The sequence below is a fragment of the Timonella senegalensis JC301 genome (assembly GCF_000312125.1).
Classification (GTDB): domain Bacteria; phylum Actinomycetota; class Actinomycetes; order Actinomycetales; family Cellulomonadaceae; genus Timonella; species Timonella senegalensis.
Window position 1 is genome coordinate 293,544 of sequence record NZ_HE978644.1, and the last position, 19,109, is coordinate 312,652.

Below are 19,109 nucleotides of genomic sequence, written 5' to 3' on the forward strand. Positions count from 1 at the left end.
CTGAAACAACCAGTATAACAATCAACAGTAAAAAACGCCCGGACCCCTAGTAAAAAGGGGACCGGGCGCTGCGAGGCTCTCGGTGGCCTATGGCATGTTGATTGGAACGCACGAATCGATGATCGCGGTGACCGCAAGTTCAGTCGTGCGGATGTCCGTGCTGAACCTCTGCTCGTAGGTGTCGGCAGGGCCAATGACCACGTCCTTGGTGCCAACCTGCGCGTAGTTTTCGTTGAGGGCATTCACCGTGCACTTCACAGTCCAGTCCTCCGGCTTTGCCACGTCAAAGGTGATCTCGATGACCTCGGAACTCTTGATGTTGAACCCCACATCCTTGCCGCGGATCGTAGGGATAGCGAAGGCGATGTACGCCATGACCCCAACTGCAATCAGGATGACTGCCACACCAAGGGCGATCGCGAACTTGCGGCCACGCGGCGTGAGCGAACCTGAAGGCCCAGATGGGGTGGACGAAGCCAGAACAGGCGCGTCTTCATCCAGCTCGTACTCGTCGTAGTACTCGTTGTTCACGAGAGCCTTTCTGAAGGTGACCAATCTGTAAGCCCGAACGGGGCTCGCAGAACTGTGAATTCGATTATTGTGTCAATCAGTTGCACTTTCAACGAGCACAGTAACCAGCGAGTTCCCGGAGGCCTCATGACTACTACGCCGATGCGGCTCATGGCCGTTCATGCGCATCCCGATGACGAATCGAGTAAGGGTGCGGCCACGACCGCGCGCTACGCGGCGCAAGGTTACGAGGTTCTCGTTGTAAGTTGCACGGGCGGCGAACGAGGTAGCGTCCTTAACCCCAATTATGGTCGTGAAATCCCAGAACTTGAACCCATGAGGGCTGTTCGTGAGGTAGAGATGCGTCACGCTGCCGAGGCCTTGGGCGTAAAACACCACTGGCTTGGCTTCGTGGACTCGGGTCTCCCTGAGGGCGATCCGCTACCACCCCTGCCGGAAGGATCCTTCGCGCTTGTTCCCTTGGAGGTCTCCGCGCGCGAACTGGTCAAGCTCGTCCGTGAGTTCCGTCCACACGTCATGACCACCTACGATCCATCGGGCGGGTACCCGCACCCCGACCACATTCGCTGCCACGTGGTGGCCAAGGAAGCCTTCGATCAAGCCGGCGACCCGGACGCGTACGAGGGAACAGGGCAGCCATGGGAAGTCTCCAAGCTGTACTACAACCACGACTTCTCTACGGCACGCATCACTGCGCTGCACGAATCCATGTTGGAGGCAGGGTACGAGTCGCCGTATGGTGAGTGGGTTACCGCGCGGGCGGAACGCGGCGTTGTTGACCGAGAAGTGACTACTCGGATTGAATGCTCCGAGTACTTTCCCGCCCGTGACGGGGCGCTACGCGCCCACGCCACTCAGATCGACCCGGATGGTTTCTTCTTTGCTGTTCCACGGGAACTTGAAGCAAGGGTGTGGCCGTTTGAAGAGTATGAACTTGCTGTCTCGCGGGTTTCGACCGCGCTCCCCGAGACGGACCTATTTGCAGGTATCCCTGCGGAAACTGAAGGACACTGATGAGCTTCAACGCCGCCATCGTTAACTCGGTCCTGGTTGTAGAGACCACCGAGCCCGTGAGCACCGAGACGACCTCGACCACCACGCCGTCCCCCGACGAGCTGCGTCCAGGCCTTGACCCTACCGACATCTCTCCGGGCCTCATCGGCTTTGTGGTGACCTTCCTCGTTGCAGCGGCAGCGGTGTTGCTGTTCCTGTCCATGTCGGGCAAGCTCCGCAAGGTCTCGCACAAGGGGCACGCAACCAACCGCGTGACCGGCACGTTCGACGGCCCCGGCCCTAAGCGCAACGTTGAGCCAGGTCTCACCCCGATTGTGGACACCCCGTCCTCGAGCGACGAGGCGCCCTCGGCAGGCAGCGGCGCCGACACCTCGGACTCCGGTAGCAACGACTAATATCGGCGCCCACGTTCCACCTCACGCGGATCCCGCGGCGACAGTGTTCGCCGCGGGATCCGCGTTTTTGTTGGACGGTGCCCACTCAATAAGCACGCTTTTTCGCCAGTGTGACCCGTGCAATTGTCTCCGCTGTGACGGCTGCTCTTGCTGGGACTTTGTTCGTGACGATGCCTGCGCAAGCGGCACCCCGATACAGCAGAACTCGACACGAGCGAGCCAGACTCCACAGCAACAGCACCCGATCAAGCAAGTAACCCTAGCGAGTCAAGTGCTGAGGAGCTAACGGCTGAGGATGGGCTTTCGGCGCGGTTGTCAGCGATCTCGAGTGACAGGCGGGTTGAAGACCTTTCACTGCGTACCGAGTACGAGCAGGTGTTCGCAAACCCGGACGGGACCTGGACCCCGGAAGTATTCACGATGGCAAGGACGAGGCGACGGGTGAGCTGCGCGTCGTCAAGGGCAAGGCTGGAGTGTGTGCATCGTAGTCTTTCTGCTTTGGTCGGAGTCGTTGTCAATAGACTGTGCTGGAAATGACGAGAAATACTTTAAGAAGGTAAATGCTTCACCTCATCTCGTTCTATACAAAATGGCGCACAGTCGGATAGGATGTACAAACCAGTCTTCTTACATCGAGCGTTCTCAACGAGGAGGAACAATGAAGAGGAAGATCCGAGCGGGTGTGGCCTTATTCTGCATGCTTCCACTCCTCCTCATGGCGGGTGCTTGTTCGAAGACTGATTCGGACGGACGAGAGCACGGACCACGACTAGAAATTGTGTCGATAGTTACTGCCGAAGTCGCGGCTGATGGTCTTACCCTCATTGTCGATTCGTGCGATGGTGAACCTGTTGCAAAAGTTTCTGAATCGGAACTTGAAGTCAAAATCACAGTCACAGCAACAGTACAAAATCCAGGGCCTACTTGTCAGGATTCTCTCGATATCACACTGGACAAAGCATTGGGTGACCGCACCATTATTGATTTGTCCAGTAACTCAACGATACCGGCTCTAAATTTTTGAAAGGAAGTAGTCGAAAGATGGCTAGAAGCATACACGTACTACGGAGTGGTGCGCTCGGAACTGCACTAACGGCGCTGCTATTATCAATTACTCTGCCCTCCTCCGCACAAGAACTCGCCGATACGACAGACACGACCCCGGTGATGTCACATCAAGAAGCACTGTCTCTTGACGCTGAAGAGTTCACGAAGACTAGTAGCCTCAGCGAAGAGGATATGGAATCACGTCTTGAGCTAGAAAATGAAATCGCTGGATCGATCGAAGAAATCCGTACCATTTCTGGTTCAAGGCTTTCAGCTGTTTATGTCCTCCCTGAGGAGGCCCTAGCAATTCATGTGCGGCTCACCGGTGATAATGAGATAGAAAGGCTCTCAGAACTCAGTTCTTCGCTTCCAGTGCCGCTCCATGTGGAATATGGCGCAACCTATTCCCAGGAGGAACTTGTGGAGGCCACCAACGAGATATCCGAACGAATCGTACTTGAAAACATCAAAGGTGTAGACGGTGTCGAAGTCTCTGGGACAACCGAGAGTTTAGTGTTTGTCACGAACTCCGAAGCGGATAACTCAACTAGAAGTTCACTTGTAGGTATTGCCAGTGAAGTCTTGGGCCCAAAACCAGACGTAGCAAGCAGAGGTGTAATCCACAGCCCGATCGGAGTAGTTTTTGAGGAACATGAAGGGTCAGCGGAGAACGCCAGCCGTGGTGGGGTAGCTCTAAGCAGTTGCACAAGTGGGTTCACGGTGGTTTCTGGCAGTGTACGTGGTTTCCTGACGGCGGGGCACTGTGGAAACACGCAAAAGTTCTCCACGACCCCTACCGGCTCGCTAACGCAGAGTTCCACATTCAAGAGTCAGAACTACGGTAAAGCTGCTGACATTCAGTGGCATACCCCAACCGTTGCTGCTTCCTTCAAGCAATTCTTTGGATCGAGCGCAACATCGGCCACTACTCAACTCGGGACGCAAACTACGTACGTTGGGCAAGGGCTGTGTCACCGTGGAAAGGTGTCGGGTTATTCCTGTGGATACGTGACGAGCGTGAGTTTTGCGCCTACTTGGTCGGAAGCCTGCAACGGCTTGGGATGTAGTGCTGTCTTTGTCCGTGCATCCGGTACAAACCTTGCTAACAGACGTGGGGATAGTGGGGGACCTTGGTTCGGCGGCGCTTATGCCTATGGCATTCACAGCGGCGGCCTAATCGCCGATGTGGGCGCCTGGGCTGCTTTCACGCCGATAGCCAAGATTAGTACACTCGGAGTCACGCTCTACAAGTAGATGTCGACTAGGGGCACCTTTCTTGCCTCCACACTTCAGGACTGTGTAAACGCCGAATAGCGTGGTGTATTCTTGTCAGCCACAACAATGAAACAACCCCTGTTTCAGCAGATGCAGGGGTTGTTTCATGCTCTACACCAGCAGGGTCATGGAACTCGGCGCGATCCCCTCGACCAGGACCGTTGGAAACAGTTACGGCAACGCTTTGGCAGAAGCCGTGAATGCGCTCTACAAAGCGGAACTTATCCGCCAGCAAGGGCCCGGGAAACAGTCGAACAGGTTGAGCTCGCCACGCTCAAGTACGTGTGGTGGTGGAACAACGAACGCTTGCACGCTGAACTCGATATGCGTACCCGGGCAGAAGTCGAAGCAGCGTACTACGCTAACGCGGGACCCGTGCCAGGACTTACTCAGTAACGGACAACGATGTCAGAACTAAACCCAGGTCAAATCAGCTCAGTCCCGGCCGCCCAACTCTTCTAGTGCGTAGATGGCTAGCGCCGTGATAAGCGCCGACACGTGTGTTGATGGGCATTCGTTTAGCTCGAGTTTCGAGGTGGCGGAGTGTGTTCTCACCGCCGTTTCTCTTCAGGGCGTGACACCATGTGAGCATGCGCATTGCAGTAGCCCAGCTCGAGGTCACCCGGGACCTTGCCCGTGCCCGCGCGCTTGCCTCGGCCGCCGCTGCAAGCGCAGCGACCTCCGGCGCTCGGCTACTTGTTCTGCCCGAGTATTCCTCGGGATTCGATCCGCGCGGCGTGGACCGCGACCTGGCTCAGCCAGCAGGCGGCTCGTTTGAGCAACGTCTCGCAGAACTCAGCGAACAACACAGCCTGTGCATCGTGGCCGGGGTGGTCCGCGAACACGGCGAAAAGCTCACGAACACTCTCGTGGCGCTGGACCGGGGCGAGCTCGTGGCCCAGTATGACAAGATCCACCTGTTCGACGCATTCGGCACTAGGGAATCCGACACCTTTGACGCGGGTGCAATCGAACAGCGCGGCACGTTTGAGTGCGACCAGTTCACGATAGGCCTCCAGACCTGCTACGATCTGAGGTTCCCAGAGATCACACGTAAGAGGGTGCTGGAAGGCGCGTCGATCGTCGTGAATCCGGCAGCGTGGGTGGCCGGGCCCAACAAACTTGCCCATTGGCGGACCTTGATTGCCGCCAGGGCAATCGAGAACACGTGCGTGATGGTCGGTGCGTCGATGGCAGGACGGGGGGTCATCGGCCATTCACTGGTGGTGGGCGCAGACGGAACCATTCGAGCGGAACTGGGCGCCGAACCCGGGCTGGCTGTGGTGGACATCGAGCAGGTGGACATAGAACTGACCCGGAACCGCAACCCCTCACTGCGTAACCGCAGGATGGGGATCGAGGCGCCGGGCCAGTAACTACACGACTACGCGGGGCGGCTGGTCAGCCCAAGACCGCCATCATGACTGCCACGAAGTGGCAGGTAAAGCCGATGACCGTGAACGTGTGGAAGATTTCGTGGAAGCCAAAGTACTTGGGGCTCGGGTTGGGGCGCTTGAGTGCGTAAACCACGGCGCCGAGCGTGTACGCGAGGCCGCCAGCTGCCACGAGCCAGACGATTGCCGGGCTGCCGTTACGCCAGAACTCCGGCAGGAACCACACTGCAACCCAACCGAGCGCGATGTACACGGGCACGTAAAGCCAGCGTGGGGCGGTGAGCCAAATCATACGAGCAGCAAGGCCCAGAAGGGCGCCGGACCACACGATCACGAGCAGCAGGGTCGCCGTGGACTTGGTCAGCAGCATGACCGCGAGCGGGGTGTAGGTGCCCGCGATGATCAGGAAGATGTTCGAGTGATCCCAGCGGCGCAGGCCAGCCTTGACCCCGGGGCGCCAGTTTCCCAGGTGGTACACGGCGGAGGTGCCGAACAGGAGCCAGGACGAGATCGCAAATACGATGGATGCGACCTTGGGTGCGATCGGCGGCGCGAGCACGATGAGCACGATGCCTGCGGCCAGGGCCAGCGGGAACGTGCCCGCGTGGATCCATCCGCGCAGCTTGGGCTTGATGGCATCGAGCGCACCAGAGACGCCCTCGGCTGCCTTGGCGGCGGCCTTGGAAGCTGCCTTCGACGCAGCCGCACCGGCTTTTTCAGCCGCAGAAGTTGCTCGGTCTACGAGGGATGATTCGGCGTCGCCCGAGTCCTCCATGTCATGGGGGTCTTTGGGTGAGGTGGTCTCGATTTTAGCCACGTTATCTCCACATAGGTTTGGCGTAGTCGCCTTTGCATCTCTAAGTATGTCAGGGCTCTGAAGGGCGGTGGGCGTGCCGGCCTGAGCCAGCATAACCTACGCTACCGTAACTTACGGTAGCGTAGGTACGGGAATCTGTGAAGATTTACGTCACCTCGCCGATCAATCGCGCGGAGATCACCTTTCTCGGGTGGTTCGTCAAGTAACGTGAACTTGTTCCCCCAACGCCTGAAAGGCACCGCTCGTGTTCACACCCCCCTTCCTGTATGGCATCTACGAGGATCGAATCGCTCGTCGCCTACCGCGTCAGTCGATGCCGCGTCACGTGGGTGTGATCCTTGACGGCAACCGGCGGTGGGCAAAGTCCTTTGGCGAAACCGCTGCAACAGGTCACCAGCGCGGCGCAGACAAGATCTCGGACTTCCTCGGCTGGAGTGAGGAACTCGGAGTTGAGGTTGTCACCCTGTGGATGTTGTCTACGGATAACCTGCGCCGGGAATCCGCCGAACTGGATGCCCTCTTCGGGATCATCGAAAACGCGGTGCGGCAGCTCGCGGAGACCCAGCGATGGCGCCTGAGGGTCGTGGGCAAGCTTGACCTTCTACCTGAGGCGCTCGCACAGAGCCTCGTGGCCTACCAGAACTCCACTGCCAACGTGGAAGGGCTCGAGGTCAACGTCGCGATTGGCTATGGTGGCCGCCACGAGATCGCTGATGCCGTGCGTTCGATGCTCAACGAGTACAAGGGCCAAGGGCTTGAACTAGAGCAGATCATCGAGAAGATCTCAGTCGAAGGGATCAACGACCACCTCTACACCAAGGGCCAGCCCGACCCCGAGCTTGTCATCCGTACCTCCGGCGAGCAGCGACTCGGCGGGTTCCTGCTCTGGCAGTCCGCCAAGTCCGAGTTCTACTTCTGCGAGGCCTACTGGCCCGACTTCCGCCGTGTGGACTACCTGCGTGCTATGCGCGCCTTCGCCTCGCGCGAACGCCGGGAGGGCAAATAGGCTGGATGGTGCGCGCCGCGCATCCCAGCAAACCACTCCGGTTCACCCGCCCGTTCGTCAGCACACCATCCGCGCAGGAGCCCCATGTCTTCCAAAGAGTCAGCCACGACCCACTACGCCATGTGGTCCGTGTTCCAAACGGCCAACACGCTGCCCGAGGACGCCCTTGAGCGCAAGGACATGGTCCGTGAGGCGCTGCGCGCAGTGAACGGGGCCGCTGGAGGCTCGCCGGCAGGGCTGACTGTGCGCGGCTGGTACGACCTGTCGGGCATGCGTTCGGACGCTGACCTTATGGTGTGGTGGCACGCCACCACCGTAGAGGCTGTCCAGGGCGCCTACCAGCGTCTACGCCAGTCCGAACTGGGCCGGTGTCTCGACCCGATCTGGTCAAACGTGGGTGTGTACCGCGCAGACACGGGCGCAGACACCGACTCAGACACCGACGCAGAAGCAGGCGGCACTACCCAACCGGCATTCCTCGAGTCGGGCGAGCCCGGCGCCTACCTGAGCGTCAGCCCACTCGGATATTCACAGGACTGGTATCAACTGCAAGCCGAGGAGCGCTCGCGCTTACTGGCTGAGCAGGCCCAGTCCCTGGCCCAGCACGCGGGCGTGCGCACCAGCACCGTGGCGGCCTTCGCGTTGGGTGACTTTGAATGGCTGCGCGCCGTTGAGGCCCCAGAACTACACCAGCTCGTGGACGCCTCGCGTGCTCTGCGCTCAACCGCCGCCGGACACCACGTCCGCGAGGACACTCCGGTGTTTGCCGGCCCGCGCACGGACCTCAACTCGTGGGCAGCACGACAGCCACTGTCCGACTACGACGCCTAGAACCCTGGGTTACGTCCGATAGACCACAAACGCCCTGCTGGCGGCCCCGTTAGGGGCCGCCACCAGGGCGTTTTTTGATTCTCGACGATTGTGGCTGGGCACCAGCGCGTGCCGGATGCCAGCCGCAATCGTCGAAAATAACAACTATCCGTGCATGTCCAGTTCGATCACGACCTGCGTGCCGCCGGTCTCATTGTTGGACCAGTCGATCGTGCCCTGGAGTTCGTTCGTGATGAGCGTGCGGACGATCGTGGAGCCGAGGCCCGAGCCAGGGCCGCGGCCCTCGTCGAAGCCAGCACCGTTGTCCGAGACGGTCGCTTTGAGGTGCTTGCCCGTGCGTTCCGCACGGATCTCCACGGTGCCACCGCCCGTGGCGGACAGGCCGTGCTCCACGGCGTTCGTGACCAGCTCGGTCAGAACGAGAGCGAGGGGAGTGGCCTCCTTGGCCGGGATGAGGCCAAACGAACCGCGCTGGATCGTGCGCACTGAGATTCCGGCCGCGGCCACATCCGCGGCGAGGCGCAGTGCGCGCCCGACCATCTCGTCGAACTCGACCTCCTCATCCAGGTTCTGGGAGAGGGAATCGTGGACGAGGGCGATCGTGGACACGCGACGCATGGCCTCCTCGAGGGCCTCGCGAGCCTCGGGAACCGTCATGCGGCGGGCCTGGAGGCGCAGGAGCGCGGCCACCGTTTGCAGGTTGTTCTTGACGCGGTGGTGGATCTCGCGGATCGTCGCATCCTTGGTGATGAGCTCGCGCTCGCGGCGGCGCAGTTCGGACGCGTCGCGGCACATCAGCACGGCGCCGATGCGCTCGTGGTTTTCAAGGAGGGGAACCGCGCGCACGGACAGGCACACGCCCTTGGACTCGATGTCGGTGCGCCACGGGGCGCGGCCCATCATGACCAGAGGCATCGACTCATCCACGGGGACCTTGTGCTCGATGAGTTCGGCCGTGACCTCCACAAGGGACTGGCCGATGAGCGGGCCGAGGACGCCGAGTCGGTGGAAGCAAGATAGGGCGTTGGGGGAGGCGTAGAGGACCTCGCCCTCTGCGTTGAGGCGAAGCAGGCCGTCTCCTACACGCGGAGCGCCCCGGCGCGAGCCGGTGGCGGCGTTGGGGGAGGGGAACTCGCCCGTGGCGATCATGTTCATCAGGTCGTCGGCTGCCTCGACGTAGTTGATTTCGAGGCGAGACGGGGTGCGGCCTGAGCCGAGGTTGGTTTGGCGTGCGACCACCGCGATGGTGTGGCCGTTGCAGCGAACTGGGACGGCCTCCTCGCGCACGGCGTATGTGCCGAACCAACGTGGCTCACGGGCGCGCTGAACTTCCTCGTCCACAAGAGCCTTTTCCAGCTGTGGACGCACGGAGTCGGGAGCGAAGGTGCCCACGATGTCCTCGTAGTGCACCGTGGCGCCGGTTGAAGGGCGGCAGTGCGCTAGGGAGACAAAGTTGCCGTCCTCCGTGGGAAGCCACAGGACGAGGTCCGCAAACGCAAGGTCGGAGATGAACTGCCAGTCACCAACAAGCAGGTGCAGCCACTCCACTTGGGCTGGCTCAAGGTAGGCATACCGTTCTACAAGATCACTGAGGGTCGACACACGTTAAGACTACGCGAACCCTCCAGTTGGGCGGAGGTCCTACAGCGGCCCGGCGATGTGGCGTTCGACCGGGGTGAAAGTGTGTGAATCGGAGACGAGCCCCGGCATTCGAGTGCGAGCGCGCTGCTCAAAGGTGCCCGGCCCGAGTAGTCTTGGAGGTAGACAAGTTCGCAGGTGCGGGGTGTGGGAATCTGAGTTCTGTGCCGATTGGCGCTTCGGCTTTGACCACGATGTGCTCCGCAGTTCAATCCGCTTTCCGCGCCGCTTTGCTTCCACTTTCCGCCCCGCTTTCCATTCCTCCTTCCACGCAGCCGAAAGGGTACTGATGAAGATCACCGAGACGATGCTCGTCAGCCACGATGCCAAGACAGTCTTTGACACGATGTGCGACCCCGCCTACGTGGAGTACAAGAGCGAACGTGCCGGCATCACCCTGCTCTCCAACGACGTGGTCACCACGGACGAGGGCGCAGTCACGGTGGTTACCCGCGGGTCCATGAAGTCCGATGTTGTCCCCGCTAACTTCCGCACCTTCGTGGGTTCAGAGATCGAGATCCGCCAGACCGTGGCGTGGGCCGAGGCAGAACTGTCCGAGCGCGATGGAGACGGCAAGCGCGTGGGCACCTTCGCCCTCGACATCTCGGGAGCGCCCGTGCGGATCTCCGGAACGGTCATCCTGGAGACTGCGCCAGCCGGTTCGCAGCTTGCCTACTCAGGCGAGGTCAACGCGTCGATCCCGCTGTTCGGTAACATGATCGAAAAGGCCATCGCCGGCGTCATCACGGACGTCCTGGCCAAAGAGGCGAGCTTCGCCGATGAATGGATCGCCAGCCGCGGATAATCGTCTTAGTCTTGGTTGCGAAGCGGCCGTCCCACCTCTGGTGGGGCGGCCGCTTCGCTGTTTGTGGCTGCGGGTATGTGGCGAGTGCCGTTGGAAGTGAGCGTGGTTTCCACAGATTCTCGACGATTGTGGTTGCGCCGGGCTCGAAAGCCACTGCTGGTGGGTGTGGGGCCGCGTTCGGGGCTTTCTTTGCGCGGGGTGTGCGGCGAGTGCCGTGTCCAGGGGTCGAGTGCCGGCTCCGCGCGACGGCACTCGACCCCTAAAAGCAGCACTTGCATGGTGGGGCGCGGGCGGGTATGCCCGCCGGAGTCTTGGTCCTCGGTGTGGGACATGCGCTGGTGGGTGCGCATGATCGTCGTGAATCATGAAAGGTCACGAGGGCGTAACGATTGGGTATACGTGAGAACGCTCCCAATGCTGTGAACAGCAGTTATAGCCGTTTAGGTCGTTACATTCACCGAGTTGCGGAAATGAGCACTTGACTTTGTGGAAGCGCTCCCAGCATGATGCTTATAACACATGGGAGCGCTTCCATCGAGGTTGCATGGGCGCCCTCATGAATGCCAAAAGCCATCCCCCCGAATGGCTTGCGGTTCCATCACACAGCGGCACAAGCCGTACTCGTTGACAAAGGAGTCCCCGTAATGATTCGTTCCACTCGCACGCGGAGAGGGGCGGCAGCGCTCGCAGGCGCATCCGTCATCGCACTCGCACTCGGTGCCTGCTCCAGCTCAGGTGACACCCCAAATGAGGGCAGCGGAACCACCAACCCAGACGAGAAGATCACCCTCACGGTCGCCACGTTCAACAACTTTGGCTACACCGACGAACTGCTCGCTGAGTACACCGCACTGCACCCAAACATCACGGTCAAGCAGAATGTGGCAGCACTCTCCGATGACGCCCGCCTCAACCTGACCACCAAGATGGCGGCAGGCGGCGAAGGCCTCGCGGACATCGAGGCAATCGAGATCGACTGGATGCCAGAACTTGAGATCGTCAAGGACAAGTTCGCGGACCTTGCCTCGGACAAGGTTGCGGGCCGCTGGCTCGACTGGAAGGAAGCCCAGGGCAAGACCTCAGACGGCAAGCTCATCGGTTACGGAACCGACATCGGCCCAGAAGCCATCTGCTACCGCGCCGACCTCTTCAAGGAAGCCGGCCTGCCAAGCGACCGCAAGGAAGTTGCCGAGCTCCTCGGCGGCGCGGACGCAACGTGGGACAAGTACTACGAAGTGGGCAAGCAGTTCGTTGCCAACTCGGACTCCGCATGGTTTGACTCCGCGGGAGCTATCTGGCAGGGCGTTGTAGGTCAGATCGCAGAGCCTTACGAGAACCGCGCTGACGGCTCCGCCAAGGACCTCGCCACGAACACTGAGATCAAGGCTGCATACGACAAGATCGTGGAAGTATCCGCGGAACTCTCCGGAAACTTCGACCAGTGGTCTGACGACTGGGCCGCAGCATTCCAGAACAACGGCTTCGCCACCATGCTCTGCCCAGCGTGGATGACCGGACCAATCGAATCCAACTCCGGTGGAGTCACTGGCTGGGATGTAGCTGACGTCTTCCCAGGCGGCGGTGGAAACTGGGGCGGATCGTTCCTGACCGTGCCAAACACCGGCAAGAACGTGGAAGCAGCCAAGGAACTCGCAGCGTGGCTGACCGCACCTGAGCAGCAGGTCAAGGCGTTCAACAACGCGGGAACCTTCCCAAGCCAGATCGAAGCACTCGCCTCCGAAGACCTCAAGGCCTCCACCAACGAGTTCTTCAGCAACGCTCCAGTAGGCGAGATCTTTGCAAACCGAGCAGCAGCAGTTGACGCTGCGAACCTTCCATTCAAGGGTCCTAACTACTTCAAGATCAACAACGCGATCACCAACGCTCTTAAGCGCGTGGACGTAGAGAAGACCGACGACGCGAAGACCTCATGGGACAAGGCAATCTCTGAGTTCAACGACTTGGGCCTCATGTGATCTAGGGCAACCCAACGTGCAGTGAGAGCCGCGCCTGCGGGCTCACCGCACTCACCGGCGCCGGGTAGCTCAGCACAACTGCTACCCGGCGCTGCCGTGAACGCCTAAGCCCACACCACCTCGCAGCCAGAAACCCAGAGGGATTCTCATGACAGTGCAGTCGCCCCCAAACCAGGCACTCCAGCCGGAGCTAGATCGCCGCCCCACACGCATCGCGTTTAGCCAGAAACTTGGCAAGTGGGACGTGAAGCTCTCGCCCTACCTCTACATCTCCCCGTTCTTCATCCTGTTCGCAATCACGGGGCTCTTCCCGCTCCTATACACGGGATACATCTCCGTGCACGAGTGGCACACCCTCGGCGGCAAGGGCGCATTCGTCGGCCTAGACAACTTCACCGCGGTCCTTGACCAGGCCACCTTCTGGAAGGCCCTGCGTAACACCTTCTCGATCTTCCTGCTGTCCTCTGTACCGCAGGTGATCGCAGCGATCATCATTGCCGCTATCCTCAACGCGAACATACGCGCCAAGACGTTTTGGCGCATGGGCGTGCTGCTTCCGTACGTCGTAGCGCCAATCGCTGTTGGCCTGATCTTCTCGCGCATCTTTGGTGACCAGTTCGGGCTCGTGAACGCGCTGCTGGACGGGATCGGGCTAGACCCGGTGCGCTGGCACTCGGACGCCTTTGCGTCCCACTTTGCTATCGCCACAATGGTGAACTTCCGCTGGACTGGCTACAACACGCTGATCTTCCTTGCGGCAATGCAGGCGATTCCTGGCGAGCTGTATGAGGCGGCAATCATCGATGGAGCGGGACGCATCAGGCAGTTCTTCTCCATCACGATCCCTCAACTGCGCGCAACCATCATGTTCGTGGTCATCACCTCGACCATCGGTGGCCTGCAGATCTTTGACGAGGCACGAGCTTTCGACGCACAGGGCCGCGGTGGTGGCGACAAGCAGTGGATGACGTTGACCATGTACATCCAGGACCTCGGTTGGGGTAACCAGCTCAACTTTGGACGTGCTGCTGCAGTGGCCTGGTTGCTGTTCCTCGTGATCATCGCGATCGGAATCGTGAACTTCTTGATTACATCCCGGATCTCGACCGCCGGAACAAAGACGCCCAAGACCTCGAAGAAGGCAAAGAAGGTGAAGCTCTGATGGCGACTCCAATCTCGTCCCTCCCTGTTATCGCGCAGACTTCCGGCAAGGGCGCGGCCAAGTGGGCGGCGCGGCGCGCCGAGAAGGCAGCCGGGGCAAACCGCCGGCCGGGCTGGGTAACCTACCTGCTGCTCGGGATCGTCATCGCGATCTCCGCATTCCCCCTGTACTACGTCATCCTGCTGGCATCCTCCGACCAGGTGACAATCTCCCAGACCGTCATCCCAGGCCTCCTGCCCCAGGGAAACTTCTGGAACAATGTCCAGACCGTCCTGAACGGCCCGTACCCCATTGGTAAGGCCTTCATGAACTCGCTGATCATCGCGGTTCTCCAGTCAGTCTCTGTGGTCGTGTTCTCCACGCTTGCCGGCTACTCGTTTGCCAAACTCCGCTTTAGGGGTCGTGGACCGCTTCTTGTGTTTGTCATCGCCACGATGGCCGTGCCAACGCAGCTCGCGGTGGTTCCACTGTTCATCGTGATGACCAAGCTAAACCTGAACAACACGATTGCTGCAGTCATCATCCCGGGCATGGTTACCGCCTTTGGTGTCTTCTGGATGACCCAATACCTCGAGAATGCGCTGCCGTATGAACTGATTGAGGCGGCCCGCGTCGATGGCGCCTCGATGATCCGCACGTTCTGGAACGTGGCTATTCCTGCAGCGCGTCCGGCGGCTGCGATGCTCGCACTGTTTACCTTCATCGGATCGTGGGTCAACTACTTCTGGCCTTTCATCATTCTGAGCGCCCAGAACCCCACCCTTCCGATGGTTACCAAACTCCTCCAGTCCGGATACCACACGGACTACTCTTTGATCATGGCTGGTGTCGCAATCTCTACCGCGCCACTGCTCGTATTGTTCTTCCTCGCCGGACGCCAACTCGTGGCCGGCATCATGCAAGGAGCTGTTAAGGGATGACGACCCCACTAAACCAGAATGTTGCATTCCCAGAAGGATTCCTCTGGGGTGCTGCCACTGCCGCTTACCAGGTGGAGGGCGCCGCACACGAGGATGGACGTAAGGACTCTATCTGGGACACGTTCTCGCGGATCCCGGGAGCCGTCCTTGACGGGCACAACGGTGATGTCGCCTGCGACCAGTACCACCTCTACAACTCCGACGCCGCGCTCATGCAGGACCTCGGCATTCAGGCCTACAGGTTCTCCACCTCTTGGGCTCGAGTGCGTCCGGACGGAGTGAGCGGCAAGGCCGGAATCAACCAGAAGGGGTTGGACTACTACTCCCGCCTAGTTGACTCCCTCCTGGAGAAGAACATTCTGCCGTGGCTGACGCTCTACCACTGGGACCTGCCGCAGGCACTCGAGGAAAAGGGCGGCTGGGCCAACCGCGACACCGCGTACCTGTTCTCTGAGTTCGCTACCACCATGCATGAGGCGCTGGGTGACCGCGTGAACGTGTGGACCACCCTGAACGAGCCATGGTGCTCCTCGTTCCTCAGCTACACCGCCGGCGTGCACGCCCCCGGACGCACCTCCGTTCCAGACGGCCTAGCCGCTGCTCACCACCTGCTCCTCGGACACGGCCTCGCCATCCAGGAACTGCGTTCGGCAGCACCTGACGCAGAACTGGGGATTACCCTCAACTTCACCGTGGCGGACCCAGTAGACCCAAGCAACCCAGACGACGTGGACGCGGCACGCCGCATTGACGCGCAGTTCAACCGGGTGTTCGCAGACCCGATCTTCAAGGGAGCCTACCCAGTAGACCTGCTCGAGGACTTGGGTGAGGTAGGGGAGCGTGAGGCGTTCGAGGCCCTGATCCACGACGGTGACATGGCCACCATCTCGACCCCGATCGACACCCTAGGCGTCAACTACTACCACGGTGAGGCCAACTCGAAGACCCCACCAGCTGGCGAGTTCGTTGGAGATGCCCCGGTAGACCGCGTCACTCGGTCGCCATACCCGGCCGCCGATGGCGTGTACTCGCACCCACGTGGTTTGCCCGTCACTGACCAGAACTGGGAGATCCAGCCGGAGGGCTTGACTAGGCTCCTCACCCGCCTACACGCCGACTACACCGGTCAGAAGGGCGTCAAGCTCTACATCACCGAGAACGGATGCGCGTTCGACGACGTCCCGGACGAAAACGGCTACGTTGACGACCAGAACCGGCTCGACTTCTACGACTCGCACCTGCGCGCGATGAAGGATGCCATCGATCAGGGTGTGCCACTGTACGGGTACTTCGCGTGGTCGCTGCTCGATAACTATGAGTGGGGTTGGGGTTACCACAAGCGATTCGGTATTGTCCGAGTTAACTATGAAACCCAGGAACGTATCGTTAAGGCGAGCGGCGAGTGGTACTCCCAGATCGCCAAGACGAACGTTGTCCCGGCACGCTAGAGAAACTCTGCGTCCGGTCCTGCCCCCAAGGAAGTAGACGAGATGAACAACCCGATGCCAACTTTGGAAGAGGTTGCCGCCGAGGCGGGCGTGTCACGCTCCACGGCATCACGTGCAATCAACGGTGGTTCACGAGTCTCACCGCAAGCACAAGCGGCGGTTGAACAGGCTATCGCCCGGTTGGGATACACCCCCAACCGGGCAGCCCGTTCCCTGGTCACCCGTAGGACAGAGTCAATTGGACTCATCTTCCCGGAACCTGACGTCAGGGTGTTGTCCGACCCATTTTTCGGGTCCGTCATTCGTGGCCTTAACGCGGCGCTCAAGGACACTGACATCCAGCTTGTTTTGATAATTGCCCAGCCGGAGGACTCGCTCGGGCGCATCGAGCGGTACCTCACCAACGGGCACATTGACGGCGCGATTGTGGTGTCCCACCACTACAAAGACCAGCTTGAAGAGATCATCCTGAAGTCCCGGCTCCCTGCCGTGTTCGTTGGTAGGCCCTCCAGCACGGATGGTGCACTCCACATGGTTGACGTGGACAACGTTGCCGGCGGGCGTGTAGCAACGGAACATCTCATCGCGAGAGGGCGCACCAAGATTGCGCACATCTCCGGGCCGTCCGATATGGCCGCCGGCCAGGACCGCCGGGACGGCTGGCTCCAGGCTGTACAAGCCGCAGGCCTCACACCCGGCCCGTGTCACGAAGCCGACTTCACCACCTCCATGGGTGCGCAAGCCATGGAACAGATCCTCTCCGAGGCCCCTGACATCGATGCAGTCTTTGCGGGATCCGACCTCATGGCCTTGGGCGCGCTGCGTGTGCTCGAACAAAACGGGAAGCGAGTTCCCGAGGACGTTTCAGTTGTCGGCTACGACGACCTCGGGGTGGCCGAAACAACTGTCCCTCCGCTAACCACGGTGATCAACCCGGTAGCTGAGATGACTCGATGGGCCACCGCGGAACTCCTGTTCAGGTTGGGATACCTTTCCGAAGCGGAGCGGTTCAGCGGGCTCGCTACTGAAGGCGTGGAAACTCGGCCCAACGCGATTATCTTGCCAACGGTGCTCGTCGAACGAGCCTCAAGTTGAGTCCAACCGCGCACGGCATCAAGGCACCCCTTGCGGGTCTGGGTGTACTCGTGTGGGTTGGTGGTGGCGCGGGAGCTGTCCTGCGGTACGCAGTGCAGAACGTGTTGTCGGGGTGGCGCGTTGGCACTGCGGGAAGCGGGGTGGCCGGGGCCGCGACCAGCACCGGCTCCGCTGCAGGCGCCGTAGCCGCCACTGGCGGATGTCCAGATCCTGCGCAAGCCTCTGACTGCGCCGAACTCGTTGCAGATCGGTCAACCCTGTCCTCGCTCGAGGCAATCATGGGTGCCTCCGCCGGCATGGACCTAGTCTCGCTGTTCCTCATTAACTTGGTTGGCTGCCTCGCGATTGGTTGGGTCACGGTCATCCTGCTCGCCCGACCCAACCGTGCAGCGTGGCATGCTGCGCTCGTCCCTGGATTCCTAGGTGGGTTTACGTCATTTTCCTCTTGCATGGCGCTCGTGTCCGGGCTCAGCAGGGCAGAGGCACCCGGTTGGGGCGTCCTCTATTTCCTCACCACTACGGCGCTGTGCGTTGTAGCGGCCTGGGGCGGCGGCCAGCTGGCGCAGCGTCGGGTCACGCGGCGCGGAGCTCACGGGGACGGTGAGAACCGATGACGGTCACACTTCTCTTGACGGTGTTTGCTGGCGGCGGCTTTGGTGCTCTTGTGCGATGGCTGTTTGGCCAGGCCGAGCGCGCCGTGCGAGCCAACCACGAACGTCCACAGGACGGCTGGGGCACCACCTGCGCAAACCTGCTGGCTTGCGTGGTTTTGGCGATCCTCCTGGATATTGGGATCGAACCTGGCTGGAGCTCAGCTGTTCTCGTCGCCGGGCTGTGCGGCGGCCTGTCCACCTTCTCCTCGTTCGCTCTGGAGATCAGTTCCATGATCCTTGACGGCAGGTATCGCCGGGCCTCCGCACACGTGGCGATTAACGGTCTGCTGGGACTGCTTCCGTTCCTGCTTCTGTTGACCTGACACGACACAACCCGAACTGACCGACCCCTACCTCCGCAATGACCCCCACCTTCTCCATCGAGAGTATTCCTGAGCCCACTCTCGACGTCGAGAGTGGGCTCAGGAATACTCTCGATGGGAGGGGTGATCGAAGCCCAGGTAACAAGAAGGCCGGTTGCCCAACCCACCATGCGAAGGGCCACCAGCCCAACTCACCATGCGAAGGGCCACCAGCCCAAACCACCATGCAAAAGGGCCGGCTGCCCAACCCTCAGGTTGGGCAGCCGGCCCTTAGCCGTACTGTTAAAGCTTTCAGTGCGCGCGGCGAGCGCGTGCAGTGCGACGCTTAAGCGCGCGACGCTCGTCCTCGGACAGTCCACCCCAGACGCCTGCATCCTGACCGGACTCGATGGCCCACTTCAGGCAGGTGTCTACTACGTCGCAGCGACGGCATACTGCCTTCGCTTCTTCGATTTGAAGGAGTGCTGGTCCGGTGTTGCCAATTGGGAAGAAAAGTTCTGGGTCTTCTTCAAGGCACTCGGCGCGGTGACGCCAATCCATTGCAACTCCTAGGCACAGTAAGGTCACTCAACCGTTGATGGGGAGGGAGTGACCTGAAATAAATACGGGAAACACGTAATCACTAGGTTCACACTCTTGGAGGGCTGGGCACAAGGGTTTGCGATGAATTACCCAGCCGTTTTCCGTGAGGTTTTTGTCACACGATCTATGAGTGGTATAAGTGCCCGTCATATGGCAGGGGAGCGGCGGAAACATGGGAAAATCACACTTGACCGGGC

At 60.5% G+C, this 19,109-nt stretch carries 19 protein-coding genes; 15 read left to right on the forward strand and 4 right to left on the reverse strand.

All coding sequences use genetic code 11. From position 1 onward, the window contains the following. Positions 1–87: 87 nt before the first annotated feature. Positions 88–531: a DUF4307 domain-containing protein gene (locus HGSM_RS13900; RefSeq protein WP_019149016.1), complete on the reverse strand. Its 444-nt coding sequence runs from the start codon at positions 529–531 to the stop codon at positions 88–90. Positions 532–657: 126 nt separating this feature from the next. On the opposite strand from HGSM_RS13900, the gene mca reads away from it, so the two are divergent. From mca to HGSM_RS12050, 5 genes are all read left to right on the forward strand, one after another. Beyond that, positions 658–1,545: a mycothiol conjugate amidase Mca gene (mca, locus tag HGSM_RS12040; RefSeq protein WP_040595149.1), complete on the forward strand. Its 888-nt coding sequence runs from the start codon at positions 658–660 to the stop codon at positions 1,543–1,545. Further along, on the forward strand, positions 1,545–1,940 hold the full coding sequence (locus HGSM_RS13905; RefSeq protein WP_019149018.1) for a hypothetical protein: 396 nt from the start codon (positions 1,545–1,547) through the stop codon (positions 1,938–1,940). Before mca ends, HGSM_RS13905 begins: the two co-directional genes overlap by 1 nt. A gap of 658 nt (positions 1,941–2,598) precedes the next feature. Beyond that, on the forward strand, positions 2,599–2,964 hold the full coding sequence (locus HGSM_RS14500; RefSeq protein WP_154646342.1) for a hypothetical protein: 366 nt from the start codon (positions 2,599–2,601) through the stop codon (positions 2,962–2,964). 17 nt (positions 2,965–2,981) lie between these two features. Beyond that, positions 2,982–4,241, forward strand: a complete 1,260-nt coding sequence (locus tag HGSM_RS14505; protein ID WP_154646343.1) for a S1 family peptidase — start codon at positions 2,982–2,984, stop codon at positions 4,239–4,241. A 611-nt stretch (positions 4,242–4,852) separates the two neighbouring features. Beyond that, positions 4,853–5,638, forward strand: coding sequence for a carbon-nitrogen hydrolase family protein (locus tag HGSM_RS12050; protein ID WP_019149019.1), 786 nt, complete (start codon positions 4,853–4,855; stop codon positions 5,636–5,638). A gap of 25 nt (positions 5,639–5,663) precedes the next feature. Here HGSM_RS12050 and trhA read toward each other — a convergent pair whose 3' ends face one another. Next, positions 5,664–6,473 (reverse strand): PAQR family membrane homeostasis protein TrhA, encoded by an 810-nt coding sequence (gene trhA, locus HGSM_RS12055; RefSeq protein WP_019149020.1) that lies wholly within the window; start codon positions 6,471–6,473, stop codon positions 5,664–5,666. A 244-nt stretch (positions 6,474–6,717) separates the two neighbouring features. Here trhA and HGSM_RS12060 point away from each other — a divergent pair, with 244 nt between their 5' ends. Continuing rightward, positions 6,718–7,479, forward strand: coding sequence for an isoprenyl transferase (locus HGSM_RS12060; RefSeq protein ID WP_019149021.1), 762 nt, complete (start codon positions 6,718–6,720; stop codon positions 7,477–7,479). 84 nt (positions 7,480–7,563) lie between these two features. Continuing rightward, positions 7,564–8,310 carry a chlorite dismutase family protein gene (locus HGSM_RS12065; protein WP_019149022.1) on the forward strand — a complete coding sequence of 249 codons (747 nt, stop codon included), beginning with the start codon at positions 7,564–7,566 and terminating at the stop codon, positions 8,308–8,310. 144 nt (positions 8,311–8,454) lie between these two features. Here HGSM_RS12065 and HGSM_RS12070 read toward each other — a convergent pair whose 3' ends face one another. Further along, the gene (locus HGSM_RS12070; RefSeq protein ID WP_019149023.1) at positions 8,455–9,912 is read right to left on the reverse strand and encodes a sensor histidine kinase; all 1,458 of its coding nucleotides are present in this window, start codon (positions 9,910–9,912) and stop codon (positions 8,455–8,457) included. Between the two features lie 325 nt (positions 9,913–10,237). Here HGSM_RS12070 and HGSM_RS13910 point away from each other — a divergent pair, with 325 nt between their 5' ends. The 8 genes from HGSM_RS13910 to HGSM_RS12110 all read left to right on the forward strand — a co-directional run bounded on the left by HGSM_RS13910 (position 10,238) and on the right by HGSM_RS12110 (position 18,330). Beyond that, complete coding sequence (locus tag HGSM_RS13910) at positions 10,238–10,753, forward strand: DUF2505 domain-containing protein (RefSeq protein ID WP_195891385.1); 516 nt, start codon at positions 10,238–10,240, stop codon at positions 10,751–10,753. Between the two features lie 644 nt (positions 10,754–11,397). Then, complete coding sequence (locus HGSM_RS12080) at positions 11,398–12,729, forward strand: ABC transporter substrate-binding protein (protein WP_019149025.1); 1,332 nt, start codon at positions 11,398–11,400, stop codon at positions 12,727–12,729. A gap of 148 nt (positions 12,730–12,877) precedes the next feature. After that, entirely contained in the window at positions 12,878–13,891 is a 1,014-nt protein-coding gene (locus HGSM_RS12085; protein ID WP_019149026.1) for a carbohydrate ABC transporter permease, read from the forward strand. Beyond that, on the forward strand, positions 13,891–14,811 hold the full coding sequence (locus tag HGSM_RS12090; protein ID WP_019149027.1) for a carbohydrate ABC transporter permease: 921 nt from the start codon (positions 13,891–13,893) through the stop codon (positions 14,809–14,811). The genes HGSM_RS12085 and HGSM_RS12090 overlap by 1 nt, the downstream gene beginning before the upstream one ends. Then, a complete protein-coding gene (locus tag HGSM_RS12095; RefSeq protein ID WP_019149028.1) occupies positions 14,808–16,259 on the forward strand; it encodes a GH1 family beta-glucosidase in 1,452 nt (483 codons plus the stop codon). The genes HGSM_RS12090 and HGSM_RS12095 overlap by 4 nt, the downstream gene beginning before the upstream one ends. A gap of 42 nt (positions 16,260–16,301) precedes the next feature. Continuing rightward, complete coding sequence (locus tag HGSM_RS12100; RefSeq protein ID WP_019149029.1) at positions 16,302–17,354, forward strand: LacI family DNA-binding transcriptional regulator; 1,053 nt, start codon at positions 16,302–16,304, stop codon at positions 17,352–17,354. Next, complete coding sequence (locus tag HGSM_RS13915) at positions 17,351–17,968, forward strand: fluoride efflux transporter FluC (protein ID WP_019149030.1); 618 nt, start codon at positions 17,351–17,353, stop codon at positions 17,966–17,968. Before HGSM_RS12100 ends, HGSM_RS13915 begins: the two co-directional genes overlap by 4 nt. After that, positions 17,965–18,330, forward strand: a complete 366-nt coding sequence (locus tag HGSM_RS12110; protein ID WP_019149031.1) for a FluC/FEX family fluoride channel — start codon at positions 17,965–17,967, stop codon at positions 18,328–18,330. The genes HGSM_RS13915 and HGSM_RS12110 overlap by 4 nt, the downstream gene beginning before the upstream one ends. Before the next feature lie 291 nt (positions 18,331–18,621). Here the strand turns inward: HGSM_RS12110 and HGSM_RS12115 are convergent, their stop codons facing one another. Continuing rightward, positions 18,622–18,870: a WhiB family transcriptional regulator gene (locus HGSM_RS12115; RefSeq protein WP_019149032.1), complete on the reverse strand. Its 249-nt coding sequence runs from the start codon at positions 18,868–18,870 to the stop codon at positions 18,622–18,624. Positions 18,871–19,109: the final 239 nt, after the last annotated feature.